The following is a 26,996-nucleotide window of genomic DNA, read 5'->3' as shown; positions in this document are numbered from 1 at the left end:
GAGTGCAGCTCACATGACACGAATGAACGTAGGTTTGCAGTTGTACACAGTACGCGACGCAACAGCTCAGGACTTCGAAGGCACGCTTCGCAAGGTTGCTGCAATGGGTTATGAAGGCGTTGAATTTGCAGGATATGGCGATATCAAAGCGGAAGCAATGCGCGACTTGCTGCAAGAGCTGAACCTGAAAGCAATCGGAAGCCACATTGGTTTGCATCTCCTTGAGAGCCAGCTTGACGAAGAAATTGCATACCTTCAAACGATCGGTGCGAAATATGCGATTTGTCCATGGTTGCCTGCTGACGCGCGCGATACGGATGCATGGCGCGGACATCTCGTGAAATTCGAAGAGTATGGAAAGCGTTTCCGTGAAGTAGGCATTACTTTTGCTTACCATAACCATGAGTTTGAATTCGAAGTGGAAATCGATGGCCAAATCGTATTTGATGCGATGTACGAGCGTATTGATGCGCAGTATTTACAGGTTGAAATGGATATCGGTTGGGTGCAGTATTCGGGAGTAGATCCGCTTGCCTATATCGCGAAATATGCTGGCCGTTTGCCGCTTCTTCACTTGAAGGATTTCCGTGCAGGCGTAAAAGGCGAGCAAATCGATACGGTCGAGCTTGGTCGTGGTGATTTGCCGCTGCTGGATATTATCGATGCGGCTTCGAAAGCTTCTGTAGAGTGGCTCATCGTAGAGCAGGACACTTGCGCGAACCCGCCGCTTGAGGCTGTAGCTGAAAGCATGGAATGGATGAAAAGCAATTTTTTGAGCAAATAATTATAAAATAAAAATATTCTAACTTAGAACAGGTAGGGGAATAATAACATGTCTAAAGTACGCGTTGCAGTGATTGGCTGCGGATCTATCTCGAAATACCGTCACATCCCAGAGTATGCAGCCCATGAAAATGTAGAGTTTGTTGCCTTTGTTGACCCGATCATCGAGCGTGCAGAGCATTATGCTAACGAGCATGGCGGCAAAGCTTTTGCTGATTTCGAAACGATGCTGGCAGAAATAAAGCCGGATGCGGTTAGCGTATGTACGCCAAATGCATTGCATGCGCCTATGTCCATTGCTGCAGCCAATGCTGGAGCTCACGTGCTGGTTGAGAAACCAATGGCCGTAACAGACGAAGAAGCGGAAGCCATGATTGAAGCCGCTAAGAAAAACAACGTACATTTGATGGTTGGCCACAACCAACGCTTCATGCCTCCACATGTGAAGGCGAAGCAAGTCCTGCAATCAGGCATTCTTGGTAAAGTATTAACATTCCGCACGTCCTTTGGCCACCCAGGACCAGACGGCTGGAGCATTGACGGTGCAGAGAGCTGGTTCTTCCGCAAGAAAGAAGCGATTATGGGCGCAATGGGCGATTTGGGTGTCCATAAATCCGATTTGATTCGTTGGATGCTCGATGATGAGGTTTCCGAAGTTGCCGGTTTTGTAGGCACGCTGGATAAAGATACGGACGTAGACGATAATGCTTCCTGCTTGCTTCGCATGAAGAGCGGCGCAATCGGCACGCTTGTTGCAAGCTGGACTTACTATAAAGGTGAAGACAACAGCACGATTCTTTGGTGCGAGAACGGCGTAATGAAGATCGGTACGCATCATGACGATCAAGTGATCGTTGAGCTTCGCAACGGTACGATTGAGAAACATAAAGTAGGCGCGATTTCCACGAATGACAAGCAAGAATCAAGCGGCGTTGTCAATGCTTTCCTTGAAAGCATTCTAACGAACACTACGCCTGCGGTAAGCGGTGAAGACGGCCGTGCTTCCTTGAAAGTGATCTTGTGCGCTTTCGAATCGCAAGCGACAGGCAAGTTCATTTCGGTTAACTAATAAACCCAAATACCTCCGGTTGTCGAGCTTGTCTCGTCCGATCGGAGGTATTCTTTTTTAAACACTATCTTGCATTGTAGAATAGCATGTGGTAAATTGTAAAAAACAGCAAATCACGATGCCCCGCTATACTATAATGGTGAATAGTGAACTATGCTTTATATCGCAGGATGCGAGCCGCATAGGTTTCACTTCATTACTGGAGGACAAGGAATGAACATCCAATTTAAAAAGGGCGTACTTGAAATATGCGTGCTTGTGCTAGCAACACGAGGTGACCGTTACGGCTATGAGCTGGCAGTGAAAATTTCTGAAAAATTTGAAGTAGCCGTTGGCAGCGTTTATCCGCTGCTGAGCAGATTGACGCAGGATGGCTATTTCTCGACTTATTTGAAGGAATCGACAGAAGGCCCTCCGCGTAAATATTATCATTTGACGCCGGATGGCTGGAATCATATGAGAAACTTAATTGCGGAATGGGAAAATTTTACCCAGGCCGTAAATGAAATTGTAGAGGAAGGACTAAAGCCATGACGACAAGAGATCGGTATATGCTGGAGCTGGAAGGCATGCTTAAGGTAATCCCAGAAGCGCAGCGCAAGGAATGGTTATACGATTATTACATCCACTTTCAGCTTGCCGTTGAGAACGGACAAAGCGAAGAGGATGCTGCTCGGGAGCTAGGCGACCCCAAAATCATCGCTAATGAGCTTCTGTTAGGTTACCGGGTTAACCAGGCCGAATCGAATAGCAGCTTTGGCAAGCTTTCTAAAGCCGTCTTTTCGACGGTGAGCCTCGGATTATTTAATGTCATCTTCATACTGGGCCCTTATCTAGCCTTGGCTGCTGTTCTGCTTGCGCTCTGGGTCTCTGCTGTCGCTATGGGGATTGCGAGCGTAGGAGTTATTGTGGAAAGCTGGTTGAATGATACCTTTACGATTCCTCAGGCTCTAACCATCGGATTAATTATCAGTGCCTTGACGATCCTGCTGGTGATCGGTTTGAAGGCCCTTACGGGTGCCTTCTACAAAATGACTTTAAAATATTTGAAATTCAACACCAGAATCATCAGGGGGAATAATAAATGAAAAAGCTTGCTGCTCTTGCTCTTATATTGCTTGGCATCGGAGTGATTTGTGCCTTCTTTGTATTTGATAAAAATGATTTCGTTAAATTGAAAGGCGATCCTTATTTACAGGAAAAATCGATCGATGCGACCGCTATAAAGTCCATCTATACGGAAACGGACACCTTTGACCTAACGTATGTACAGGGTACCTCTAATGAAGTAAAGCTGCGCCTGGAGGGCAACGTTTCGAAAAAACTGATGGATAAAATCATATTTACCGCGGAAACGAAAGGTGATTCCCTTTATATAAAAAGCAATACGAAAAATCAGTTTTTTTCGTTTGGCATATCCATCGTAAACTTGCATATGACCATCGAGCTGCCAGAGAAGCTGTGGGACAACTTTCAGGCTGAAACCGACACCGGGAAAATTAACATCAATAAGCTGAATGCAGCTAACTTAGAGCTTGAGACAGATACCGGAAACATTGCGATCGGTCAATTGGAAGCCAAGAAGCTCTCGCTGAAATCCGACACGGGTGACCTGAAAGTATCTAATTATACGGTTTCTGATATTCAATTCGAAACCAATACAGGCAACGTGAAGCTCGAAGACGGAACAGGAACGCTTCAGGGAGAGACGGATACTGGCAATGTGCGCGTAGAAGCAGCAGAGCTGAAAAATGATATAGCGATTAGCACGGATACTGGAAATATTACGATCAACGTTGATAAACAGCCGACATCGGCAACCATTTTAATTAATAAGGAGATCGGGAAAACTCAAATTGAGTGGGAGGGATTGTCGGAGAGCAGTGACTCGAAAAGTAATGTAAAACGAGTGATTGGCGGCGGAGACCTTCAGATCGAATTGGAGTCGGATACCGGAAACATAAAGCTAGGTAAACGATAAGTTAGACAATTATAAGTTTATTCAGGTTAAAGAAGCGGGCTGTGGGAAATTCCATAGCCTGCTTTTTTGTGTATCTGCCGTTTCGGCACTCAGCACGCAGCATATGCTATAAGAGAGGTTTTCCCGAAAGGAAGCGATGCAAAATGGCTGTTGAACGCAAAAACTTCCGTAGATTCACCTATGCGGAATATATGGATTATCTGAAGCCCTACCTGACAAAGGTCAAGTTCTCGCAGGTTCATGTGCACGGGACCTGGAAACCGACGATTGCGGATTACCGCAAAGCAACCGATAAGATTAAGATCATCCAAGCGATGTGGAGGTTTCATGCCATTACGCAAAATTGGGGAGATATCGCCCAGCACGCGACCATTGATCCGGACGGATACATTTGGGAAGGCCGATCTCTGCTTCAAGCTCCTGCTTCGGCAGTAGGCTACAACGATTCGGATGATGACCGGATTCATCCGTTTATGTTCGAGATGATCGGAAATTTTGATGTGGGGGCGGAGAAGCTTGAAGGAACTCAGCTGGCTACGGCCGTTAAGCTGACAAGCAGCATTGCTGCGCTGTGGAAGCTTCCTGAGAGCCAGATCAAGTTCCATCGCGAAATGAATCCAGGCAAAACTTGTCCGGGAAGCAGCGTAAGTAAACCGGCCTTTCTAGAGCTTGTTCGCGATTGGAGGGAGGTCGAGATGAATCCAAACGACGCCAATAAAATTATAGCTAAATGGCTGTCTCCTGCATGGTTCGCGGCGGCTACAAAAGCTGAGCGTGATGAGATTCACCGCTTGGCGAATGAGCTGCGAAAAGCCAGTGGTCAACTCTAATATTCGTCCAAAATCGTTGATGAGCATATTCTCACAATGCAGTAGCAGTGCTGTTTTGCTAGCTGTTTTCAGTAGGTTACCAGTTTTTGTGTCATGAAACGGCCAAAACCCCATGGTAAGATAAGTGGCGTCAGGAAGAACAACACGCTAACAAAACGAATGCGCTGCTAGAATCATCATCAGTCGTCAGTCGCTTTGTATAAAAAAACTTATCTTATTAGGAGGAATTATTCATGAAGATGCAACCAATACGTGTAGGTGTCGCCAGCCTAATCGCAGCAACAGTAATCGGTACAGGGTTTACGGCTCCAACGGCAGGTGCAGCACCGGCTGTGAAAACCTACTCCAACATCCAAGCCTTTACACTTAGCCAAGATACAATCCAACAGATTGCAGATCGTTATGGCATAGATCTTAGTAAGCTGCTAAACGGCGGAACTATTCAATTTCCATCAACAGGCGGCAACACAGGCACAACGAACCCGAGCACAGGAACAGGCTCTGGTACAGTAACGAAACCAAGCACGGGTACAGGCTCTGGTACAGTAACGAAACCAAGCACGGGTACAGGCTCCGGTACAGTAACGAAACCAAGCACAGGTACTGGTACTACGACAAAGCCTAGTACTGGAGGCAGCACAGGCAATGGATCTACAACAGGCAACACAGGCTCTGGCAGCACGGATACCGGGTCTATGAGCGAGTATCAATCCCAAGTGGTTACACTTGTGAATCAAGAGCGTGCGAAAGCAGGTCTAGCGGCTTTGAAGACGGATGCGCTGCTGACTAAAGTAGCTACAGCAAAAGCGAAAGACATGGACGATAACAACTATTTCAGTCATACTTCACCAACATACGGCTCTCCATTTGATATGATGCGCTCATTCGGCGTCACTTATTCCTATGCAGGTGAGAACATAGCTTCGGGTCAACGTACGCCACAAGAAGTAATGACAGCATGGATGAACAGCGCAGGTCACCGTGCAAACATTCTTAGCCAAAACTTTACTAAAATCGGCGTTGGTTATGTAAACGGCGAGTGGGTTCAAGAATTTACAGGCTAGTTTACCGACTCTCATTGGATGAAGCTCGAACGTTAAGGGCGCATGTCGCCCTTAACCATTTTTTTTGACAAAAACGCTGCCGAAGTTGTGAAACTTCGGAATAGCATAGGAGGATTTACCTTAATGTTTAAAAAACGTAATGTAGCTGCAGCAGTTATCGGATTATCCGTCATGATGGCAGCAGGAACGGTCAGTGCGGCTTCCCAAACACATACAACGAAAGACAATGATACATTCTGGAATTTATCCAAACAATATAATTTGCCTTTGGACACGCTAATGAAAGCTAATCCAAAGATTGATCCACTTAACTTGTATAAAGGCCTGAAGCTTACGATTCCAACTGCTGCAGCTGATGCTTCTGCTGTACAAAAAACGGTTACGGCAAAAACAGCTGAAGCGGATGACTCCAAAACGGTTACTGCCATGAATGGTAAAGAATACGCTTACTCCAAAGCACTTATCGTACAAGCTACGGCATATACCTCTGCCGCTTCAGAGAACGGCAAGTGGGGAGCGGTTGACTATTTTGGGGACAAGCTTAAAGTAGGAACAATTGCAGTTGATCCCAAAATGATTCCTTTAGGAACTAAGCTTTATGTTACCGGCTATGACTATAACGGATTGCCTCAAGGCGGTATGGTTGCTACGGCAACCGATATCGGCGGATCGATCAAAGGCAACCGTATTGATATATTTGTACCAGGCGTATCCAGCCAAGCGATGTCGTTCGGCATTCAAAATGTAAAAGTATTCGTTCTGGAATAGGCTTGTATTAAAAAAACGTTAATTCGCGCAAAGCAGCGAGTTAACGTTTTTTTGTGTAGGCTGCTTACCGCGCGGCTGACTGGCCAACTAGCTCAGGCAGGGTGACAAGCTCATACCCTTTGCTTTTAAGCAAGTAAATAAGCTTTGGCAAAGCGTTTAGCGTGCCGGATAGATTTTGGCCGTTTCCACCACCGGCATGCTGAAGGACGATAGAGCCAGGCTGCAGCGTTTTTTTTATGTTTTTCAGAACAGCTGCACTGCTAGGGTTGTTTTTCCAATCCACGGAGTCGACATCCCAATTGACGATGGTATAACCAGCCTGCTCGCTCCATCTGATTTGCTGCGGCAGCATTTCGCCATAGGGCGGCCGGATAAAATGAGGAGAGTAACCAATGATATTTTTGATAATGGTATCGGTTTTCCCAATTTGTTTTTTATAATTGGTTAAGGTTAATGTCGACAAAACCGCGTGATTGTAAGAGTGGTTGCCGATCACATGCCCTTCATTATGTATTCGCTTTACCATTGCCGGATATTTGGCGGCACGTGTTCCAACAACAAAAAAAGTAGCACAAACGTGATGTTCGGCAAGCACATCTAAGATGGCAGGCGTATATTTGGAGTCGGGAGCATCATCGAATGTTAGAGCGACTCTTCTGGCATGGCGAGGTCCATTCAGGAGGAAAGCATTTGGAAATTGCTTGTGCAGCTTTACCCATGACATATCGGCTGCTCTTTGTTTTTTCGCTTCTGCTGCGGGTTTAATCTGCCGTTGCATATGCGTGTCGGAAGATGCCGCAGCGGAATCTGCGTGCACATTAAGCAGTAAACAACCTAATAAAGCGGTGGTCATCATCGGAAGCCATTTTTTTCGTGTTGCATTCCACATACCACATCCATCCTTATCCTTCATAATAAAATTTCTGTGCCGCTATTTTAACCAAACGGCGCCTAATCATGCGCTTTACATTGAAAAAGGACGAGCTTAAGATAATGAAAGAACAATATTTTCTTATTTCCATTCAAAGGAGAGCATAAGATGAAGCTGCTGCAATATAAGGAAAAGAATCAAGTGAAATTGGGCATCAAAACGGAACAGGGTATTATTAATGTTGAAGCAGCCTCACTGGCTACAGGCTTGCCTGTCCCAGCAACGATGGAAGGTTTAATTGAAGGCGGGACTGAGGCGTTGGCTCAACTAGGCTTGATTGTGAGAGCTGTTAGCGCTATGCATGGTCATACATGCGTGATGGAGGAGAGAACAATTTCCTTTGCTCCTGTCGTCTCCACTCCGCAGAAAATCATTTGCGTAGGTCTCAATTACCGCAAGCATGCAGAGGAAACGAAGGCGGATATTCCAACGTCGCCAATCTTATTCAATAAATTTGCGAATGCGCTTACCGGACACGGTCATGCTGTGAAGCTTCCAACTAAGAGTAACGAGGTCGATTATGAAGCGGAGCTTACGATTGTCATAGGCAAAACGGCTAAGGACGTCGAGGAGTCGGACGCGCTAGACTATGTCTTCGGATACAGCTGTGCTAATGATTTATCTGCACGAAACCTGCAGCGTCGCACCTCGCAGTGGATGCTTGGCAAAAGCTGCGACGGCTTCGCGCCTATCGGACCTTATATCGTAACTGCTGATGAAGTGATCGATCCAGATGCTCTAACGATCGCTTGCACTGTTAACGGTATCCGTAAACAGCATTCCAACACAGCGGATATGATATTCTCGTGTCGGGCCATTATCAGCTATATCTCGAAGCACATGACTCTAGTGCCAGGCGATATCATTATGACCGGAACGCCAGAAGGCGTAGTAATCGGGTATCCAAGAGATGAGCGCGTCTATTTGAAAGCAGGCGATGTGGTCACTGTAGAGATTGAGCAGCTTGGCGAGCTGACGATCACCATGGTTGACTCTCATTGATAATCATTGTCGGCCAATGTATAATTAATACAATTGTTATTCATTGTACAGGGGAAGAAATGAGGGGACGTGCGAGGTGCTGAATGAATCCATGCTGGAAAAGCTGGAAAATGATTTTGATCTAACGGTCAAAAAGCAAGAGAGTCCTGTGTTTAGCTGTCCAGCTGCTGAATTGACCGATGAGATCAAAATAAAGCAGTTATTAGAACTTTACACGCCTCTTGTCAAAGGGACGGATCCATCCGTTGGAGAGGTATATATGACCGGCTGGTTTAGAGGGCCTATCCTTGGACTTCTTTATATGTTATCTGCATGGAATAAAACAGCTGATCTCTCATTGGATAATCTAACGGTTCAAATGTATAAAGCATCTTATAATGGCCATGAATATTATGCAACTAACTTTCTGCTGAATCGTTTGGAGCTTCATGCTGGACCTGACGACCCACTAGAGCAGACCGCCTGGGCGGAAGAGAAGCTCGGCAGCTTTATCTCGCAGACGTTGCGACCGGTTTTTGAGACGATTGCGAAAGTAGGCACTTTGCAAGTGGGCATGCTGTGGAGCCAGATCCCCACCTCGCTTGAGTACGGGTATGAGAGGTTGATGGAATCCGATGAATGTGAGTCGGTTAAGGAGCAGGCGACGAGAAACTACGGTATTGTGAAGGCAATGGACGGTGCTGTATTTGGCAGAAGCAAAAATCCGTTTAACATCAAAATCCGTATGACTGAGTCACTGGCATCCCCTGATAAGCAGGTGCGGATGAAAGCAGCTTGCTGCCTGTACTATTTGGTTGACGGCGGCTACTACTGCTATACTTGCCCACGGTTGAAAGAAGCTGAGCGTGACAAAAGGCGCGCAGAATACAGAGCAGAGCAGCAAGCTAAATAAGGGGATAACGACAAAAAGACCACCTCTTTTCGCATTATTTCTGCGTGAGAGCGTGGTCTTTTTTTATTGTTATAGATTATTTCATTTTGAAAACGCTAATGGTTCTGAGCAATTGTGCGGCCATTGTGCGCATCCGCTCCGTCTCCTCTACAACGGCCTGAACGGAAGCGATCTGTTCGTTCATGGACGCTGACACCTGTTCGGTACCCGCAGCTGATTGCTGTGTAATGGCGGATATATTTTGTATAGCGCCAGAAATTTTACGCGCGCTCTCAAGCATAACATCGCTCTCCTGAGAGAAAACAAAGATTTTGTCCGTAATAAATTGTACGCTTTGGACGATTTCCGAGAATACCATCTCTGATTCTTTAATATGCTCCGTCTGCAGCTTTACAACCTCTTCGTTGGTTTTCATGTTGGTAATGGTTTGTTTGATGCCTTCATCGATGCTTTTAACCAAATTAAACACTTCTTTGGTCGACGCGCTGGATTCCTCTGCTAGCTTACGGACTTCCTGAGCGACTACTGCGAAGCCGCGGCCATGCTCGCCAGCCCTAGCTGCTTCAATAGAGGCGTTCAGTGACAGAAGGTTCGTCTGTTCAGCAATATCTGAAATCGTTGTCGTAATTGCGCTTATGCCTTTCGCTTTGCGGGCAAGCTCCTCGATCGTTGCAGAAACCTTCTCCGTTGCCTCTACGTTGCGGCGCATGCCGTCTGCTTGGACGTCTAGTGCTTTCATGCCTTTGTCTACGAGCTGTAGAGTCTGCTCCGAACGCGTATTCATCTCTTTGGTGGAGGTAGCGTAGTCAGATACTTTCTCTTCGATCTCGGTAATGGATTCGCTCATGTCCGAGACATCTTCAGAAATTTCATTTGCACCCGTCGCAAGCTCATTGGCGCTCGCAGCTACCTGCTGCATGGCTATTTGAATATTATTGTTTTTGTCAAAAATGCTGTGACTGGTATCCGATACATGACGGATGATGCTGCTTGTCTCCGTTAGGATATCGCGAAGCTTATCGATCATGCTGTTAAAGGAATGTCCGAGCTCGCCTAGCGCGGATGATGAGCTTGTATCAATTTTTTGCGTGAAATCACCTTTGGAAATCCGAAGCGCCGTTCCTTTAATTTCATCAAAGGAGTTGTTGATGGATCTCTCAATGAATGAAACAAACGGGAGAGTAAGGATGGCCATAATGATTGTAACAACAATACCAGCAATGAGCGAGCCACCTGATACGGATAAAATGAAAAGCATAATGAGGGCAAACACCGCTAAATTAAGATAAGAAGTGATCAGCAGCTTATTGCGCACGGAAAGCGAATAGTACCATTGGATCATTATGTAAGCGCTCCTTTTATTAGAATATCCATATTATAGCACCCGTCGCGAAATTGGTCTATAATTGTCGTTTCATAAAAAATAAATATAAATGACGGACCGCAAGCGGCTTTTCGGAAAATACTAAACCGTTTTTCGGTGTAACACTAATTAGAAAATGATACCATTACCGTTAAGAGATTATATATTGTTTATATACTGTAATTAGAATATTGTAATCTAATCTATCTTTAAACCTACGTCAAAAGTCGTGATTTCGAAGACGGGGATTTAGATTATAAATACGGTTGTTGAAACATACGACAAAAGATTCAATTTTAGCTTAATAGAATCTAAGTCTCTATTTAATTATGTAAAAGTAAGTAAATTAATAAAATTTTTGTGTCGAATTATAATAAATTTTTAAAAATGTTATTAAATTATTTGTTGAAAATGATAGAAATGAACTATATAATATGCGTTGAGGGATAATTGGAAACTCATATCCAAAAAATCATAAAGGAGGATAATTAGTATGCAAATGGATTCGTCATCACTTACCCGGCAAGTGGAATTTGTGTTTCGACAGCTCGAGGGAGAACTGACTAATGCGACAGCGGGCACTGTGTTAATTCATATCAGAAATAATGCGGTGGGGAAGTTTGGCGTCAGGCATCATCCGATTGAGAGCAAAAACGGAAAGTTTGAGAGCGTGGATAAAGGATTGACAGGAGCGCAGGTACAAGCCTTCAAGCAAATGGCGATCGAATCCCTGAGGTATCGGAAGGATTGGACGCATGGCGAAATTCTTTATGATTTCTCAGTAAGAGCGAGTGCCAATTCATGGTCAGCAAGCATTTTGTTTGAGTCTAATTACAATATGGCTAACTGGAACTCACGCTATTATCCGAGAAAAAATGATTTATGGGATTCACAATAGACTTGCAGCAAAGGAGGAGCTGGCACTTGGTGCCAGCTCCTCCTTTATTGCTCAGCCAAAATCCAGATCGGGATACACGTAGGGTGATTCAGGCGCTTGGATGCGCTCGATTTTGACGACCTCTAACGTGATGATTTCATTATCCATGTAAGTGGAGGTGGTCAAGGTTCCTCTCACAGAGATCCATTCATCTTCGGCATAATCTATCGCTTTTGGCCAAATGATCATTAAACCGTAAGGAAGCGCATCCGCAGAGCAGCAGTTCATGGCAAAGCGGCTGACGGCAAGGCGCTCATGGCCCATTTCTTCTTCACGATAGACAAAACCTGTAATTTCAATCTCTTTGCCCATAAACGCTTCACGGTACAGGTCAAGTGTTGTTAAGGTTTCGATAAACTGTTTCTCAGGAACGGTGATAAGCGATTGCCTATATAGCTTCTTCCCGTATGCCGCGTGGGCTTCTGTATATTCGTCATATGGAAATAGCGCAACCAATGGATCTTGGGTGGTCGCTTCGGGCTGCAGTGCAGGTACAGGAGACACCGCTATTGAAGCTTCATCTTTTGGAGCTAACGGGCTTGGAGCGGATGTTCGCTCATATCCGATGATTCCCGTGAGACTCACCCCTTTTTTGGAGGCAAGCGCACTGCCAAGCGTTCCTGTGGGCACGAGAAACCCAAGCAGTAAAGGAAATATAAACAGCCCATAAATGATGATGTTTTTGAAGACGGACGGCGAGGGATCATGCTCGCAATCACACGCCGGAGAGGCTTGGCCAATCCGTTTTTGCAAAGCAGCATAGACCTGGTAAATGGCTGCGGCATATAGCCCTATTGCCGAGAGTTTAACATAAAGCTCCATTCTGGGCGCGATATAAAGCATCATTTCTCCAGTGCGGTCCAAGTAGACGATAAACATGGCAAATCCGGTCAAGATGGCTGCTCGAATGAGATGATGTGTCATAGCAATACCTCCATGATCCAGGCACCAACCAAGGTCAGGCCTGCGGTTAAAGCAATAAGGATCAATACAAACTTAACACGGAACGTAGTCAGCAGCATGAGCGTATTTTTGAGATCGATCATTGGTCCGAACACGAGAAAGGCAAGCAGTGGACCGAAATCGAACATTCCGCTAAATGACGACGCGATAAAAGCATCAGAGGTGGAGCAGATCGATAATATAAAAGCAAAACCCATCATAAACAAATATGAAAATAAGGGCTGGTCAGCAAACGCAGTCAGGGTGCTGCGGTCAATGATGGTCTGGAGCACGGCTGTTAGAAGAGCGCCAATTATTAAATACTTGCCCATTTCGAAAAACTCGTCTGAAGCATGAGAGAGAATGGAAGCGACACGGCTCCTGAAGCGCTTGCCAGCTGAATCGTGATCATGACTATGCGAATGCCCGTGAGGGGCAAACCTTGTATGAGTCGCTGATTTTAGAGGGCTCGTGCGCATGAACTTGTAAAGCAGCAAGCCGACAATGACGGAAACGGCAAAAGCTAGTCCCATTCTGGAGTAAGCCATAGCCGGTGTCGTCCTGAAGGCTGTGAACGTCGAAGCATAAACGATAGGGTTGACGATGGGACCGGCCAATAAATAAACGATACCTATGTAAGCAGGCATTCCTTTGCGGATTAGGCGGCGGACAACGGGGATCATGCCGCACTCGCATAAAGGGAAAAGCAGTCCGAGCAAGGCGCCGAATAGAACGCCGGCAATGGGATTTTTGGGGGTGAATTTTTTTATCATAGCATCGGTGACAAACACCTGAAGCAGAGCCGAGAAAACGACACCAAGCAATATAAAGGGAAAAGCCTCTAATATGATGCTTATGAATAATATCTTGAACGATTGCAGATTGGCACCGCTGAAAAGATGTGCGGGAAGCTCTCGGTTCGTTAAGATAAGAGCCAGCATGACTAGACATCCCGCGGCTATTAGGGGAGTAACGAAGCGAAATGAAAATTTGCGCATAGTGTAATACCCTCTCTTCATTGTAAAGATTACGATTATCAGTATAGCGTATGCTTGTACACCTTACAATAGGACAAATTTTTATCCGCTTGACTTTATGTTTCACAAAGGTATAATCGTTTTAAATGCAATGATGGGAATAAGTAAGCTCGATTGTTTTGCGTGCAGAGAGCCGGTGGATGGTGCGAACCGGTGCAAGCATCGATGCTGAATGGGGCCCGGAGCCTACATGCGGAAACGGACGGCCATACGCCTCCTTTATATGTTTGTACGGCAGCTCCCCGTTACGGAGCATCAAGGCTTATGGATGAACAAGCGCTTTGCTATAACAAGCGTTCCATAAGCGAATTAGGGTGGCACCACGGTCCCTCGTCCCTTGCGGCGGGGGATTTTTTGCGTTTTTTTATAAGCTGGCTAGTCCAGAAATTAAGGATGAAAAGGGGTAGAATCAAAATGAAAAAGGTACTTTCCGGCATTCAGCCAAGCGGACAGCTTACACTCGGAAACTATATCGGAGCCATGCAAAACTTCGTAAAGCTGCAGCATACGGAGGAATGTTTCTTTATGGTTGTAGATCTTCATGCAATCTCGGTTCCTCAGGAGCCTGCTGCGCTGAGAGAGCAGACGGAGGCGGTAGCCGCTTTGTTTATCGCAGCGGGCATTGATCCGCTGAAAGCCAATGTATTCGTTCAATCTCATGTGAGGGCCCATGCGGAGCTTGGCTGGTTGTTTACGACGCTTGCCAATATGGGCGAGCTGGAAAGAATGACGCAGTTCAAGGATAAATCGTCAGGCAAAGATTCGGTTGGCGCAGGCTTATTCGTTTATCCAACGCTGATGGCGGCCGATATTTTGGTCTATAATGCAGACCTCGTGCCTGTAGGCGACGATCAGAAGCAGCATTTGGAGCTGACTCGCGATCTGGCGCACCGCTTTAATACAAGATTTGGCAACTACTTCACGCTTCCAGAGCCATATATTCCAAAGGTTGGCGCCAGAGTGATGTCTCTCGACGATGCCAGCAAAAAAATGAGCAAAAGCAATCCGAATGTGGGCAGCTTTATTGCTTTGCTTGATCCACCGGATGTTATCCGCAAAAAAATCAGCCGGGCGACGACTGATTCGGGCCGTGAAGTTAAATATGATCCTGCGAACAAGCCGGAAGTCAGCAATCTGATCAGCATCTATTCGCATTGTGCCAACATGAGTATTGAAGAAATAGAGGCTCGTTATGAGGGGCAAGGCTATGGGCCGTTCAAAAAGGAGCTTGCAGAGCATGTTGTTTCGGTTATTGAGCCGCTGCAAGCTAGGTATCATGAGATTCGCAGCTCGGGCGAGATTCATCAGATTTTGAAACAAGGGGCTGAGCGTGCTTCTGTTATTGCAGATCGTACGCTTGCTGAAGTGAAAGAGCTTATGGGCTTTCTTGCACCCCGTGCATAATAGATACTTGAAGAAACAAGGCTGACGCTTGCGTCAGCCTTGTTTTTTTCTTCGCAAGCGCGCCTTCACAATGAAGCCTGCTCCTATGGTGAAAAGACTAAGCAACCCGAATAACAATACCAGCCAGCCACTATAACTAATGGAGACAGCCATCGCGCTCATAAAGAGAATGGCTAGCACAGAGAAGAACAAAGAAAGCGGTTTGGACATGGTATTTTCTCTCCTTCACAAATCGTCAATATATTTTTTTAGATTTAAGAATAGTTTCTGTGACCGTGCACATAATAAGTTTGCAAGCTTGCAACACACATCAAAGTGCAGAGGACGAAAGGAGCAATACATTATGGCAGGAAGCAGAAGCAATCAACTCGTTGTACCACAAGCAAACCAAGCACTACAACAAATGAAACTTGAGGCAGCACAAGAGCTGGGCGTGCAAATTCCTCAAGATGGTTACTACGGTAACGTTTCAACTCGCGATGCAGGCTCCCTTGGTGGCTACATTACGAAAAAGCTAGTCCAAATTGCTGAACAACAGCTTTCTGGCGGCAACCGCTAATTACTACTAATACACAATGAAGAATTGAAGCCCAAGGCATGCCTTGGGTTTCTTTGCTGTTTAAGCACGATTAACCTCAAAAAAAAGAAAGCCCCTTCTATTTTGCGCCAAGGGCTTTCCCGCGTCAATATCAATAAGTATCCATGCGAAGTCTCTTCATCAAACGCTCGTCGCTTAACCAACCAACATAAGAACCGATCGTCTCGTATTTCTTATTCATGAGAAGCACGCCAACGAAAGGATATTGCTTGCGGTGACGATATCGAACGTCGCACCATCTCACTTCAAAGCCCCAATGATGTTCCCGAACGTCAGCACAAGCAAAGCTTGTAAAATATAAAAAGGAGCGAATCGCAGGATCACTTTTGGATTTGGCTACGGCCGGATGCTCAGAGCACTGGACTCTGTCCAGCCATTTTAAAGTGCTGCCGCGCAAATTGCCAATGACGAAGCCACCGCTTTTTGCTTGCTTCACAATATTCCATACAGACAAGGAGATCGTTGGGATCGCGATGTAAACATCGCCTTCTTCAAATTCGTCATCAAGCTTCTTCATTCTCTGGACGGTGCTTCTAGCCGTCAATGTTCGCCATACGAAATAGGCGGCTAGGAACAAATACATCAGAGGAAACAGAAATGCAGGATTTACGAAGCCGCCTGCCCACAGTAAAATAGCTATGACATGTGCCGTGAAAATAATGGGATCAAAAATATGGATGATATTCCACGAAATCCACTTTTCTGTAAAAGGCCTCATCGCTTGCGTGCCATACGTATTAAATAAATCCGTAAACACGTGGACGCATACGGCAAGCAGCACCCAGCCACCTATATGAAGCCATGGCAAGGAGCCACGGTAAAAGAGCTGCAGAATGCCGGTTATTAATAAAGTCCAAATAGCAATGGCAGGCAGAGAATGGGAAATTCCGCGATGATTGCGAATGTAGACCGCGTTCCCTTTTAATCGCAGCAGCCCGTCCAAGTCCGGAGCCTGCGATCCGATTACTGTACCGAGCAATACAGCGGTATGAATCGATGTATCTGCTGCAACGATAGGATCGACGGCTGCAAGTCCGGCGAGGCCAATGCCCATGACGAGATGTGTGCCAGTATCCAAGTCCATTCCTCCTGTATTCATAATGGTCACGTTTAGTATCGACGGAGAAAGGGAACTTTATCAATACCAACCAAAGGAGACTGAAGGGAAATGTATATCTGTTTTGCAGAATACCGTATAGTGCCGCAAAGGCGGGAGCAATATTTGGCGTACACAAGCGAACTGCTCAAAGGCGTGTCTAACCTCTATTTATATGAAGGAACAGATCAGCCAGGCTTGTTCGTGGAGGTGTGGAACGCTGCAACGTTCGAGGAAGCGGAGCAAATAAAAAAAGAACGCTGCGGGGAGCGTTCTTCTTGGTTTCGCATATCGGAGTGGATCGTTGGAGGTGCGGCAAAAATGCATATCTGGACCTTTAAACCGGCGCATCATGGCGGAGTCAAGGAAATTAACGGCTAGAATTGACCGTGCCCAGGGTTGCCGTTCCAAGTGGTGTTGAGGAGCTTACGACGCCGCCTTGAAACGGATATTCATAAGCGATTGGCTCGTCGAAGGTCACATAATCAAGATTGAGCGTTAAGAGTAAGTAACGCATACCAGTCGAAGGATCACTGATAATGATATGATCGCGACCGGCAGCCTCAATAATGCCTTTGAAAATTTTAGCGTTCCACTCACGGTTGTTTTCATATGTCATGTAGAAAGTCGCCATCTTGCCGCGATTAAGACGCAATATGTTTTCTACATAGGATTCCTCAACAGCGGGGAGTGTAACGATATTGCCCCCTGATGGCGTAATAAATGAACCGCTCGGAACCATTGGCGGCATCATTTGTGGAGCTTGCGCCTGGAAAGCAGGGAATGTGGTAGCTTGCTGCATAGCCATTGGCTGCTGCTGCATGCCCATTGGATAACTATAGTGACCGTAGCCGCCTTGGCCGTAGCCTTGGTTTGGACCTGTATTTGCGGGACTTACCTGATTTTTGTAGCCATAACCATTAGACATGTTGAAATTCCTCGCTTTCACACATTAGAAATAATTGATTTTAATAAACGGAAGGGCAATCCTCCTGCGTTGGAATGAAGAAGCAGTGGGCCTTGTATCTTCCGCTGTTGGATTGGTCATACCAAGTGTCAGGGCAGTCGCCTGCCGGACGGAAAAACCATAGAGCATTGGAAGCAGGATGCTGGCGCTCTCCATTAATAATCCTTTGGGCTAAGCGGATATCTTTGTCCCGTGCGCTCTGATAGAAATAACCTTTTGTGATTGCCTCGAACCCGCCAGGGCTTTGGTACACCATATCCGGGATGGAGCGGATATTTCTGAAGTCCAGGCAATTGCCGCGGACGCGATTTACGCCAACATTGCCAACCATCAGCATTCCGAGCTCACCTTCGCCCTCAGCTTCGGCACGCATAAGGCGGGCCAGCATTTTAGTATCCTCGGAGTTGGTTTTAATGACTGCCATAGACTGGATGGGTCACTTCCCTTCGCATACTGTTGAGAGGTTTGATGCGCTGATTCATCTGGGCATCAAACTACATAGTCAGTGTACTCTGCGCCCAGCCAATTGGTTACTAAATGATTTGTCACAATTTGCGTGGCAAAATGATGAACAAAGCCGTCGAACGTTGTCATCGCAACCTTTTTTCGGTATGATTAAGAACGATTCATCAATGGATGATAGACGTATCAGGCGTCTTGTCGCATAACTTGGGAGGCTCGCTTCGTGCTGAAAGACTTAATTGCATTGACAAAACCGCGGCTACTTCGACTTAATGTGTTTGCTGCACTAGGTGGTTTTTTGGTCGCTTCTAAATGGAACGTTGACTTCATGCTGCTCCTATGGGCGCTCATTGGATCAACCTTAACAATTGCCTCAGCTACCGTAATTAATAATTATTGGGACCGGGAGCTTGATTTGAAAATGGAGCGGACGAAAGACCGTGCTCTGCCTACCGGCCGCATGCAGCCGGGGACCGTATTGGCTTACGGCATTACTTTGGGAATCGTTGGTTTGCTTATTTTGTTTTTGCTTGTCAATCCGCTATCGGGCTGGCTTGGCCTGCTCGGATGGTTCGTATACATTGTCATTTATACGATGTGGTTGAAACGTACATCGACTTGGAGCACATCGGTAGGGGGAATATCGGGGGCGATGCCGCCGGTTATCGGCTATTGTGCTGTAACGAACGAGGTTGATGCAGGTGCGTGGATTTTGTTTGCCCTATTGTTCTTATGGCAGCCGGCTCATTTCTGGTCGCTGGCAATTCGCAGAGTAGAGGAATACCGCGAGGCAGGCTTCCCATTATTGCCTGTCGTTAAAGGAATTAAACGGACGAAGCTGCAAATGATTCCCTATATTGTACTGCTTCTGCCAACGGGAATCTTCTTTTACACGTATGGTTATGTAGGCATTTATTTCTTAATTATCTCGGTTGTTGGCGGACTCGTATGGCTAGTTCATACGCTGCGTGGGACAGGCGCTAAGGACACGGAAAAATGGGCAAAAACAAATTTTCTTATTTCAGTTAATTATTTGATGGTTATCTTTTTAGTTATGATTTTGAATACGACAGGATCTTAAGCAATTTTTTGAGGAGTGACTTACGTGGCGTTTGTGAAGAAGCATAGCTTCAAAATCGCGGTACTTGCGCTTTGCGCAGCTATGGGCATTTATTTATTTATTACTTACGGCATGGCGCCGAAGCAGACTCTGCCCGTCGAGATGGCTGCACCAGCCTTCGAGATGACCGATATCGACGGTCAGCCTGTGTCGCTTGAATCAACCAACGGCAAAGCTCGGATCGTGTATTTCTACTTTGCGAACTGTCCAGACGTATGCCCGCCAACCACCTTCTTGCTCTCGCAGGTACAGGAGAAGCTCGAAGCACAAGGGAAGCTTGGCACGAAGGCTGAACTGATCTCGATTACCTTCGATCCGACGCGTGACACGCCGGAGGTTATCCGTGCGTTTGCAGAGCGCAACTTTGCGGCCTTGAACGGCTGGCGCTTTCTCCGTGGAGAAGAAGAGAGCACGCTTCAGCTCGCTAAGGATTTTGGCGTAGCCGTGCGGAAAGAAGATGATGGCTCCTATACCCACATGAACGTGATTACCATCGTGGACAAAGACGGCCAAATTCGCAAATGGATTAACGGCAGCAAGGAAGAGCTGACGGCAGACGAAATCTTAGCCGAATTGAACAAAATTATTTAGAACTCATCTTTGATCCATAGGGAGGCGGGGCTCTGCGCAGCATAGTTAATATGCGCGTCGAGGCCCGCCTTTTCTAATTGCTCAATTAGATATTCTTCTGGCGTATGTTCCACGCCGGAATAACCTCTGCGGGTATAAATATGCTCGGCGTCAGGAAAAACGTCGCGCAGCAAATAACGGATTCTTTTGCCCGAAGAATCGTTGTCAGTGAAGATATAGGCTTGATGATGCCCAACCTGCTTGCGAAGCTTGTCCAACTGCTCCGAGCCAGGGGTACCAAAAGTACAATAGATTGGAACCTCCTCATGAAGCACGCGCCTAAGCCTCGATTTGTCGTTTTTTCCTTCTACAATTATGGCGATATCCATAGCGATCACCTCGGGTACGAATGAATTAGAATAAGGGGTATTGCTCTTAAGTATAGTGTACCACCTATTTTAGATTTTACTGATATTCTGTACAAAGGGGAAAAAACGGCCTGCGCGAGGCAGGCCGTTATCGTTTAGTACAAGCAAGTGCACGCGATAATCACGAGCAGGATAAACAAGACAAGGATAATGCCAATGTTATTGTGGTGGTGGCCGTTGTGCCCGCAACCTTGATTTACGGAAGCTACATGTCCAGACATGTTTGGATTCACCCCTTTTCTCTTTGCAAAAGAGCGCTGAGCCATCAGCATGATTGTGCTGTCTTGGCTAGTCATTTGCCATAATGCAGTCTATGTAGCGGAGGGGAATTAGCCCTGTGCTCCTACCCAGTTTCATGAAAAATGGGTGCGGGACGAATGGGAGCGCGAAATATGCAAAGGCAGCAGGGTAACAGCAATCATAAGTGCGATAAAGGCAATATAATAAGGCGATACATGCTCTCGAATTTGGCCAGCGGCCATCGGACCGATAAACGCGCCGACAGAAAAGGCGATGGACAAGACGGAGAAAGTTCGGCCATACCTAGCGCCTCCACTGAGCTCGATGAGCAAGGTGGACAAGGCAGGAAGGATGACCCCTTTGGCCATCCCGACAAAAAGCAGCATGACCATGAGCGGCAATGGAACTTGAGATGCAATGCCAAAATAGACGATAGCAAGAATAAGGGAGCCCCATAATGTTCGCTGATATGCGGATACGCGGTTTAAGAAAAGCATGCTTAGCGTCACTAGTGCGCCTATGCTTACCACAGAGAAAAGCAGCCCTGTTGTCATCATTGCTTCCTGCGTCTTGGCGAGCAGCGGCAGCTCGAAGGATAGGATGCCCTGTGCGCAGCTCAGCGCAACCGGCAGCAGGAACACGAGCCATGGAATCGGGACTGGCTTCTCGAGCGGCAGCTTTATTTTGCTTTTTGCATGCCCGGCTGGAGCCGGATTTGGATCAGCGTTCAGCTTGATATCCCTTATAAAAAAGAGAGCGCAGACCGAGGTAACGATCAGAATCCAACCAAGCAGGGTAAAAGCGGTTGTAAATCCGATTTTGGCTACTAAATACGCACCGGCAGCTGGCGATATTACGGAAGCAAGGGTATGGACAAGGCCGTTGCCCGCCATGAGCTTGCCTTGCTCGGCGCGGTCGCTAGTCATTTTGGCAAGCAAGGAAAGGCACGCCGGCGATAGAAATGCAAGCACGAAGCCGCTGATGGATCGAAGCAGCAGCAGTTGCCAAGGATTGGTTACATGTGATTGGAACAAAAGCACGATCCCTGCTGCCATGAGACTGAATACGATAAAAAATCGGCTGCCATAGCGGTCAACGCCAAAGCCTGCGATCAGATTGCCCGGCAAATGAGTAATGGAGTACATGCCCATCATCAGTCCGATAAAGGAAGGGGCTGCTCCTAATGAGATAGCAAAGGGCGTTAAAATCGGATATTGCGCATGCAAATCGAAAAAGGCGACAAACAAAAATAAATAAAGCCAAACCGCGGTTTTCACAGGGCTGCCCTCCTTGCAAATACAATACTTATATACTTGTACGTTTAAATGGGACAGGATATGTCTGGATAAAAAGGAAGCAAGCGTTTACGCCCTATATTTCGTAGGTTATAATATTTTGTAATGGGAAAGTGTACGAGGTATAATGGAGGGGATCGCGTTTGGATTTTTTGAATTTTTCGACCTATGATTTGGACACATGGACAGCTTTTTTCAAGGAACACTGGCTTGTACTGGTTATTGCGCTTATCGTTCTGCTCATTATTGTGCGTATTGTGAAGACCGTCCTGAAATGGGCGCTCGTAGCAGCGATCGTACTGGGACTTGTCGTATACAGCGGCTACAGTATGGATGACTTGAAAGAGATCGGAACGAAGGTAGCAGATACAGTCAAGCAAGAAGCCATTAATGCGATGGTCGGCGAGGCGAAGGATGCCACGTTCGTCAATAACGGAGACGGAACCTTTACCGTCAAAACCAAAAATGTAGAGCTCTCCGGAGAGCCTGGCGTGAACGAAGTTGCGGTTTCATTTCGGGGCACCCAGCTCGGCAAGTGGGAGATTGACAGTACGATACAAACCTTCATCGATAAAGCTAAGCAGAACGGGTAACGGTTATGACAAGCTGGATTGAACCATTGAGCAAGCTGGAGCCTATTGCCGTTATTGTGCTTTTCTTGCTGCTTGGCTCTCTTGTGCAGGGGATCAGAAGAGGCGCATCGGGATCTGCGAGGCGTCTTTTCTTTTTTGTATGGGAGGGCATTGTCGTTGTCCTATGTTTGGTGTTGGCCGCGCAGCTTACGAATAAATTATCGCCCGTGCTGGCCAATTGGCTCACTGTCCGCGTAAAGGTGCCGCTCGAAGAGCTTAGCAGCCTGGAGCAAGCCTGGTATACGCTGCTCACAAGCCTACGTGATTTTACACTGCTTCGTTATGCCGTTCTATTTATTCTTGGCTATTTGCTGCTGCGTGTATTGGCGGCTTTCATTGAGCCCCTTATCGAGCGCTCTGTTGAAGGTTTGCTTCGCAGCGGCAGGGAAGAGCCTGTGGCTGGCTTAAGAGGAAAGAGAAGCGCAAGCCGCGTTGTTGGAGCTGTCATTGGAGCTGCGCATGGTGCGGGGCGATCCTTTATATTCGTTGCTTTGTTGTTCGTTTATGTGTCCTTGATGCCAAACGGCTGGTTTGTCGACAAAATATCTGAATCACAGGTTTATTCCCACGCAGCTGAGTGGCTGAGCCCGGTTGCGGGTGACGTTCTGGCAGGGCAAGGGCCTGTGCTAACCAAAGCGGTTGAATCGCAGTTTAAGCAGATTTTACAACGCAAGTATGAGATTATCGATTACGCTATTCCTGCGGAAATCGAACAGGCGGCACTTTATGTCACGAAGGATGCGCAAACGAAAGAAGAGAAGGCACGCGCCCTTTACGATTGGCTTGGCACCAGAATTGCTTACGATTACGACAAAGCTCGCAATTACGAGGAGCAGGGCATTTGGAAGGAACAGACACCGCCCGAAACATTTGATACGCGAAAAGGCGTATGTATAGATATAGCACGTTTATATGCCGTCATGGCAAGGTCAGCAGGTCTAGAGGTGCGGGTCGTGACGGGAATGGGAGCGGATGGCCGCGGGGGCTTTGGTCCACATGCTTGGAACGAGGTGCAGATTGGTGAAGGCGAGTCAGGATGGATTCCACTAGATGCCACTTGGGCCAATGCAGGGGACTGGTTTAATCCGCCAGCTTTTGACGATACACACATACGCGAGGCTTAAGTAAGTAAGATATGGTTCATTTATTTAAAAGACATGAGGTGATTAAGTATGCAAGATGATCCGCAGAAGCGAGAAATTATAAATCGGCGCCATTTTTCGTTCCGATTGAACTTATTTTTCTTTATTACGTTTGCATTATTTAGTATTTTGATCGTTCGGCTCGCTATTTTGCAGTTTGTGGAGGGGCCTATGCTCAGCGCGGAGGGGATCGACAAGAGCACTCGCAACGTGCCAATTCCGCCTATTCGGGGCAATATTTATGATTCCACAGGGTATCCTATCGCCTATTCTACCTCGACGCAATCCCTTTATTTTACGGTTCAGCCTGAGCTTAAGCTGGAGGCAGCCAAGGACAATGCAAGGGTGATGGCTGCTAAGCTGTTTGAGGTGTTTACGGAATACGGGGATCCAGCAAAAGCGATGACGGTTGATGATATTATTCGCCAAATGGATCTTGATTTCAGAAGAAACAACATTTCGACTCCACGACGCATTAAATCGGGATTAACAAACAAAGAAATCGCCTATTTAATGGAGAACCAAGCTGCTTATAAAGGGATTGAAATTATGGAGGAAAGTGTTCGGAATTATGATTCGAACTCCATCGCCGTGCAGTTGGTAGGCTACCTGAAAAAATATAAGGGCGTAAGGGAAACCGTTGATTTCTATAAGGAAAAAACGACGGAAAAAAATGCGACTCTTCAATATTTGGAGGAAGAGGACGTGGGCATGGATGGCCTTGAATTTATGTACCAGGATGTCCTGCGCGGCACGAATGGCTTGAAGACCTACCCTGTCAACAATGCGGAGCGGGTCATCGGCCCCATGCAAATTACGAATCCGCAAAAGGGCTCAGACATATATTTGACGATCAATAAGAACGTCCAGCTCAAAACCGAGCAAGCCATTATGGATCAATTGAAAAAGATAACGACGTCATCGAATAAATATGAACGAGCAGATTTTGCAAAGACGGGCTTTGCTGTCGCCATGGAAGTGGATACAGGAAAAATCGTTGCGATGGCAAGCATGCCGGATTACGACCCGAACATTTGGGCAGGCGGCCGGATCAGCGCGGAGGATTACGAGAATTTCTCGAACGTATTGGAAAACGGGACGATTCGCAGCGTGTACGGGAAATATGATTCAGAGGAAGAACGGAAAAAACATCCTTCCTCGATCGTTCCTCCCGGTTCAACGATGAAGCCCCTTTCCGTCCTGATCGGGTTAAACGAGAAGTTGTTCACCACAAATACCTATTACAATGATAAAGGTTTATTCACCTATGGTAAGAAGGGCTATGAAACCTTTATCCGAAATTCACAGCGGCATGTGTATGGCAATATCGATGCAGCGGGTGCGATTCAATATTCCTCGAACACGTTTATGGCTGAATTAATCGGCAATAGGCTGTATATGCGCGGTACGGTTGAGGGAAGAAGCAGCGTGGAGATTTGGGATGACTACATGAAGCAGTTCGGGCTTGGCATACTTACGGGGAGCGGGCTGTTCGGTGAGTCCAAAGGGGTTATCGAGTACTTCGGCGAGGCTGAGCGAGGAAGCTCGCAGTCAGCGCTGATTCAAGCCTCGTTTGGCCAGCAAGGGCGGTATACGACGCTGCAGCTTGCACAGTATGCAGCGATGCTTGCGAATCATGGCAAACGGCTAAGACCTCAGTTCGTTAATGAAATTAAAGACGCTGAAGGAAATCTTCTGCAAGGGTTTACTCCTGAAATATTGAACGAAGTGGTCTTTAGAGAAGAATATTGGAAAGAGATTGAGCTTGGAATGTCTAAAGTAAGCTCGCAAGGCTTTGAAGGCGTTGACTACACGTACAGGCGGAAGACGGGTACTTCTGAGCAGGATGTAGCCAAGCGACGGGCAGAGAACGCGGTATTTATTGCTTATGCGCCTGCTGAGAACCCTAAGCTGGCAGTAGCCGTAGTTGTGCCGGATGGCGGCTTCGGAAGCTACGGAGCATCGCCAATTGCGCGTCAAATCTTCGATGCGTATGACGAAGAAGTCGGCTTGAATGGCGTACCAAAGAAAAAATCCGCAACGACCGATACTGACGGTGCTGCGGATAATGGTACAGCTTCTGGAAATGAAACAGATGGGGTAGATACCGCTCTTGGCAACAATGAATAAACGATTAGGTATGAACATGGAACGATTTTATCTTTTTTCCCCCGTGTTGCAATGGGCGATTTAGGCCTTCATGGTAGCTCGGAAAGAACCTTCAATGCCGCTTAAAAGCTGCGTTGAAGGTTCTTTTTATTGGCAAGCGTTGTTCTCTCCAGTCTGACTCTAAAGCCCTTCCCAATTAAGCAAGAAAACAAACGAAGGGCCCATTTCAAAATAAATGTTGCACTAGAGAAACATTTTTGTGTATTATTAAAAAAAAGGCATTAGGCAAACTAAGATTCATAAGGGCAAATATTTACGCATATAAAAAATGACAAGGATCTGGGAGGTTTTTATTCATGCGCAAGGGGTACAAGACAAATTCGGCTTTACGGAGATTTATTATGACCATTGTTTTTTTGACAGTTACGGCAATCGTAACTTCTGCCTGCGGGGATAAAGCAACAACCGATGGGAGCGGCAAACTGAATATCACGGCAACGACAGGTATGATCACCGATGTTGTGCAAAACGTTGGCGGTGAATATGTCGAGGTGAGCGGCTTGATGGGAGCGGGAATTGATCCCCATTTGTATAAAGCTTCGCAAGGCGATGTGAAAAAGCTGGATAACGCCGACATTATTTTTTACAACGGCTTGCATTTGGAAGGCAAGATGGCGGAAATGTTTGAAGCGCTGGAGAAACGGAAGCCGACGGTTGCGGTATCCGAATATTTGACGGAAGATCAGCTGCACGCAGCGCCTGGGCAAGGAGCAGGCATGCATGATCCGCATATTTGGTTTAATGTGAAGCTTTGGATTTCTGCTACAGAGGTCATTCGCGATACGTTGGTTGAGAAGGATGCCGTCCATGCTGATTATTACAAAGAAAAGGCAGATTCCTATATTAAGCAGCTAGAAGAGCTTGATACTTATGCGAAGGAACAAATTGCATTAATTCCAGAAGCAAGCCGCATACTGGTCACTGCTCATGATGCTTTTGGGTATTTCGGCGAGGCATATGGTCTAACTGTCACGGGTTTGCAAGGAATGAATACGATGTCTGAATACGGCTCGAAGGATGTAAGTAAGCTGCGCGATTATCTCGTTGAGAAGAAAATCAAAGCCGTATTTATTGAATCCAGTGTTCCGAAAAAGTCGATTGAATCGGTCATTGAAGGTGCACGCCAGCTAGGCCATGAGGTTAAAATTGGCGGCGAGCTGTTCTCTGATGCTATGGGCGATGCAGGAACGGTGGAAGGCACCTATATCGGAATGGTACGGCACAATGTGGATACGATTGTAGCCGCTTTGAAATAGCAAATACAAAGGCAACGA

General features: G+C 46.6%; 30 protein-coding genes and 1 other annotated feature. Of the genes, 20 read left to right on the top strand and 10 right to left on the bottom strand.

Going from position 1 to position 26,996, the window contains the following annotated elements:
- Nucleotides 1-13: 13 nt before the first annotated feature.
- The 8 genes from E0496_RS03150 to E0496_RS03115 all read left to right on the top strand — a co-directional run bounded on the left by E0496_RS03150 (nt 14) and on the right by E0496_RS03115 (nt 6,495).
- Nucleotides 14-784, top strand: coding sequence for a sugar phosphate isomerase/epimerase family protein (locus E0496_RS03150; RefSeq protein WP_141500202.1), 771 nt, complete (start codon nt 14-16; stop codon nt 782-784).
- 48 nt (nt 785-832) lie between these two features.
- Nucleotides 833-1,852, top strand: a complete 1,020-nt coding sequence (locus E0496_RS03145; protein ID WP_141500201.1) for a Gfo/Idh/MocA family protein — start codon at nt 833-835, stop codon at nt 1,850-1,852.
- Between the two features lie 213 nt (nt 1,853-2,065).
- Complete coding sequence (locus E0496_RS03140) at nt 2,066-2,386, top strand: PadR family transcriptional regulator (protein WP_139992009.1); 321 nt, start codon at nt 2,066-2,068, stop codon at nt 2,384-2,386.
- Entirely contained in the window at nt 2,383-2,940 is a 558-nt protein-coding gene (locus tag E0496_RS03135) for an HAAS signaling domain-containing protein (protein WP_141500200.1), read from the top strand. The genes E0496_RS03140 and E0496_RS03135 overlap by 4 nt, the downstream gene beginning before the upstream one ends.
- Nucleotides 2,937-3,833, top strand: coding sequence for a DUF4097 family beta strand repeat-containing protein (locus E0496_RS03130; protein ID WP_141500199.1), 897 nt, complete (start codon nt 2,937-2,939; stop codon nt 3,831-3,833). The genes E0496_RS03135 and E0496_RS03130 overlap by 4 nt, the downstream gene beginning before the upstream one ends.
- Nucleotides 3,834-3,976: 143 nt before the next feature.
- On the top strand, nt 3,977-4,663 hold the full coding sequence (locus E0496_RS03125; protein ID WP_141500197.1) for a peptidoglycan recognition protein family protein: 687 nt from the start codon (nt 3,977-3,979) through the stop codon (nt 4,661-4,663).
- A gap of 233 nt (nt 4,664-4,896) precedes the next feature.
- On the top strand, nt 4,897-5,727 hold the full coding sequence (locus tag E0496_RS03120; protein ID WP_141500195.1) for a CAP domain-containing protein: 831 nt from the start codon (nt 4,897-4,899) through the stop codon (nt 5,725-5,727).
- A gap of 123 nt (nt 5,728-5,850) precedes the next feature.
- Nucleotides 5,851-6,495 carry a 3D domain-containing protein gene (locus tag E0496_RS03115; protein WP_141500193.1) on the top strand — a complete coding sequence of 215 codons (645 nt, stop codon included), beginning with the start codon at nt 5,851-5,853 and terminating at the stop codon, nt 6,493-6,495.
- A gap of 64 nt (nt 6,496-6,559) precedes the next feature.
- Here the strand turns inward: E0496_RS03115 and E0496_RS03110 are convergent, their stop codons facing one another.
- A complete protein-coding gene (locus E0496_RS03110; RefSeq protein ID WP_141500192.1) occupies nt 6,560-7,384 on the bottom strand; it encodes a polysaccharide deacetylase family protein in 825 nt (274 codons plus the stop codon).
- A 150-nt stretch (nt 7,385-7,534) separates the two neighbouring features.
- Between E0496_RS03110 and E0496_RS03105 the strand changes: the two genes are divergently transcribed.
- Together E0496_RS03105 and E0496_RS03100 are read left to right on the top strand one after the other, a co-directional pair.
- The gene (locus tag E0496_RS03105) at nt 7,535-8,428 is read left to right on the top strand and encodes a fumarylacetoacetate hydrolase family protein (RefSeq protein WP_141500191.1); all 894 of its coding nucleotides are present in this window, start codon (nt 7,535-7,537) and stop codon (nt 8,426-8,428) included.
- A 76-nt stretch (nt 8,429-8,504) separates the two neighbouring features.
- Complete coding sequence (locus E0496_RS03100) at nt 8,505-9,320, top strand: (2Fe-2S)-binding protein (protein ID WP_241674540.1); 816 nt, start codon at nt 8,505-8,507, stop codon at nt 9,318-9,320.
- Nucleotides 9,321-9,396: 76 nt separating this feature from the next.
- Here the strand turns inward: E0496_RS03100 and E0496_RS03095 are convergent, their stop codons facing one another.
- Complete coding sequence (locus E0496_RS03095; RefSeq protein ID WP_141500189.1) at nt 9,397-10,662, bottom strand: methyl-accepting chemotaxis protein; 1,266 nt, start codon at nt 10,660-10,662, stop codon at nt 9,397-9,399.
- A 514-nt stretch (nt 10,663-11,176) separates the two neighbouring features.
- Here E0496_RS03095 and E0496_RS03090 point away from each other — a divergent pair.
- A complete protein-coding gene (locus E0496_RS03090) occupies nt 11,177-11,581 on the top strand; it encodes an O-methyltransferase (RefSeq protein WP_141500187.1) in 405 nt (134 codons plus the stop codon).
- Between the two features lie 51 nt (nt 11,582-11,632).
- Here E0496_RS03090 and E0496_RS03085 read toward each other — a convergent pair whose 3' ends face one another.
- Nucleotides 11,633-12,544: a TIGR03943 family putative permease subunit gene (locus E0496_RS03085; RefSeq protein WP_141500186.1), complete on the bottom strand. Its 912-nt coding sequence runs from the start codon at nt 12,542-12,544 to the stop codon at nt 11,633-11,635.
- A complete protein-coding gene (locus E0496_RS03080) occupies nt 12,541-13,503 on the bottom strand; it encodes a permease (RefSeq protein ID WP_241674538.1) in 963 nt (320 codons plus the stop codon). Before E0496_RS03080 ends, E0496_RS03085 begins: the two co-directional genes overlap by 4 nt.
- A 178-nt stretch (nt 13,504-13,681) precedes the next feature.
- Nucleotides 13,682-13,940: a binding site (T-box leader), on the top strand.
- A 73-nt stretch (nt 13,941-14,013) separates the two neighbouring features.
- Here E0496_RS03080 and trpS point away from each other — a divergent pair.
- Nucleotides 14,014-15,003, top strand: a complete 990-nt coding sequence (gene trpS / locus E0496_RS03075; protein ID WP_141500183.1) for a tryptophan--tRNA ligase — start codon at nt 14,014-14,016, stop codon at nt 15,001-15,003.
- A gap of 33 nt (nt 15,004-15,036) precedes the next feature.
- Here the strand turns inward: trpS and E0496_RS35490 are convergent, their stop codons facing one another.
- Nucleotides 15,037-15,213: a DUF5325 family protein gene (locus E0496_RS35490; protein WP_161601292.1), complete on the bottom strand. Its 177-nt coding sequence runs from the start codon at nt 15,211-15,213 to the stop codon at nt 15,037-15,039.
- Nucleotides 15,214-15,346: 133 nt separating this feature from the next.
- Here E0496_RS35490 and E0496_RS03070 point away from each other — a divergent pair, with 133 nt between their 5' ends.
- Entirely contained in the window at nt 15,347-15,562 is a 216-nt protein-coding gene (locus E0496_RS03070; protein ID WP_139991969.1) for an alpha/beta-type small acid-soluble spore protein, read from the top strand.
- Nucleotides 15,563-15,692: 130 nt separating this feature from the next.
- On the opposite strand, the gene E0496_RS03065 is transcribed toward E0496_RS03070, so the two are convergent.
- Complete coding sequence (locus E0496_RS03065; RefSeq protein ID WP_141500181.1) at nt 15,693-16,679, bottom strand: metal-dependent hydrolase; 987 nt, start codon at nt 16,677-16,679, stop codon at nt 15,693-15,695.
- 90 nt (nt 16,680-16,769) lie between these two features.
- Here E0496_RS03065 and E0496_RS03060 point away from each other — a divergent pair, with 90 nt between their 5' ends.
- Nucleotides 16,770-17,078 (top strand): hypothetical protein, encoded by a 309-nt coding sequence (locus tag E0496_RS03060; RefSeq protein ID WP_141500180.1) that lies wholly within the window; start codon nt 16,770-16,772, stop codon nt 17,076-17,078.
- Here the strand turns inward: E0496_RS03060 and gerQ are convergent.
- Entirely contained in the window at nt 17,068-17,625 is a 558-nt protein-coding gene (gene gerQ / locus E0496_RS03055; RefSeq protein ID WP_141500178.1) for a spore coat protein GerQ, read from the bottom strand. The two genes, E0496_RS03060 and gerQ, sit on opposite strands and share 11 nt — an antisense overlap.
- A 40-nt stretch (nt 17,626-17,665) precedes the next feature.
- Nucleotides 17,666-18,088 carry a cell wall hydrolase gene (locus tag E0496_RS03050; RefSeq protein ID WP_141500177.1) on the bottom strand — a complete coding sequence of 141 codons (423 nt, stop codon included), beginning with the start codon at nt 18,086-18,088 and terminating at the stop codon, nt 17,666-17,668.
- Nucleotides 18,089-18,349: 261 nt separating this feature from the next.
- Between E0496_RS03050 and cyoE the strand changes: the two genes are divergently transcribed.
- Both cyoE and E0496_RS03040 read left to right on the top strand, forming a co-directional pair.
- Nucleotides 18,350-19,207 (top strand): heme o synthase, encoded by an 858-nt coding sequence (gene cyoE, locus E0496_RS03045; protein WP_141500175.1) that lies wholly within the window; start codon nt 18,350-18,352, stop codon nt 19,205-19,207.
- Nucleotides 19,208-19,231: 24 nt separating this feature from the next.
- Complete coding sequence (locus E0496_RS03040; RefSeq protein WP_141500174.1) at nt 19,232-19,837, top strand: SCO family protein; 606 nt, start codon at nt 19,232-19,234, stop codon at nt 19,835-19,837.
- On the opposite strand, the gene E0496_RS03035 is transcribed toward E0496_RS03040, so the two are convergent.
- Complete coding sequence (locus E0496_RS03035) at nt 19,834-20,205, bottom strand: toprim domain-containing protein (RefSeq protein WP_141500172.1); 372 nt, start codon at nt 20,203-20,205, stop codon at nt 19,834-19,836. The two genes, E0496_RS03040 and E0496_RS03035, sit on opposite strands and share 4 nt — an antisense overlap.
- Before the next feature lie 392 nt (nt 20,206-20,597).
- The gene (locus E0496_RS03030; protein ID WP_141500170.1) at nt 20,598-21,761 is read right to left on the bottom strand and encodes an MFS transporter; all 1,164 of its coding nucleotides are present in this window, start codon (nt 21,759-21,761) and stop codon (nt 20,598-20,600) included.
- Between the two features lie 161 nt (nt 21,762-21,922).
- Between E0496_RS03030 and E0496_RS03025 the strand changes: the two genes are divergently transcribed.
- The 4 genes from E0496_RS03025 to E0496_RS03010 all read left to right on the top strand — a co-directional run bounded on the left by E0496_RS03025 (nt 21,923) and on the right by E0496_RS03010 (nt 26,978).
- Nucleotides 21,923-22,372, top strand: a complete 450-nt coding sequence (locus tag E0496_RS03025; protein WP_141500168.1) for a hypothetical protein — start codon at nt 21,923-21,925, stop codon at nt 22,370-22,372.
- 5 nt (nt 22,373-22,377) lie between these two features.
- The gene (locus tag E0496_RS03020; protein ID WP_141500166.1) at nt 22,378-23,535 is read left to right on the top strand and encodes a transglutaminase domain-containing protein; all 1,158 of its coding nucleotides are present in this window, start codon (nt 22,378-22,380) and stop codon (nt 23,533-23,535) included.
- 48 nt (nt 23,536-23,583) lie between these two features.
- Nucleotides 23,584-25,683 (top strand): peptidoglycan D,D-transpeptidase FtsI family protein, encoded by a 2,100-nt coding sequence (locus tag E0496_RS03015; RefSeq protein ID WP_141500164.1) that lies wholly within the window; start codon nt 23,584-23,586, stop codon nt 25,681-25,683.
- Nucleotides 25,684-26,018: 335 nt separating this feature from the next.
- The gene (locus tag E0496_RS03010; protein WP_141500162.1) at nt 26,019-26,978 is read left to right on the top strand and encodes a metal ABC transporter solute-binding protein, Zn/Mn family; all 960 of its coding nucleotides are present in this window, start codon (nt 26,019-26,021) and stop codon (nt 26,976-26,978) included.
- Nucleotides 26,979-26,996 lie beyond the last annotated feature (18 nt).

The organism is Paenibacillus luteus, assembly GCF_006542765.1.
Classification (GTDB): Bacteria; Bacillota; Bacilli; order Paenibacillales; family Paenibacillaceae; genus Pristimantibacillus; species Pristimantibacillus luteus.
This window is presented reverse-complemented; position numbering and strand designations above follow the sequence as displayed.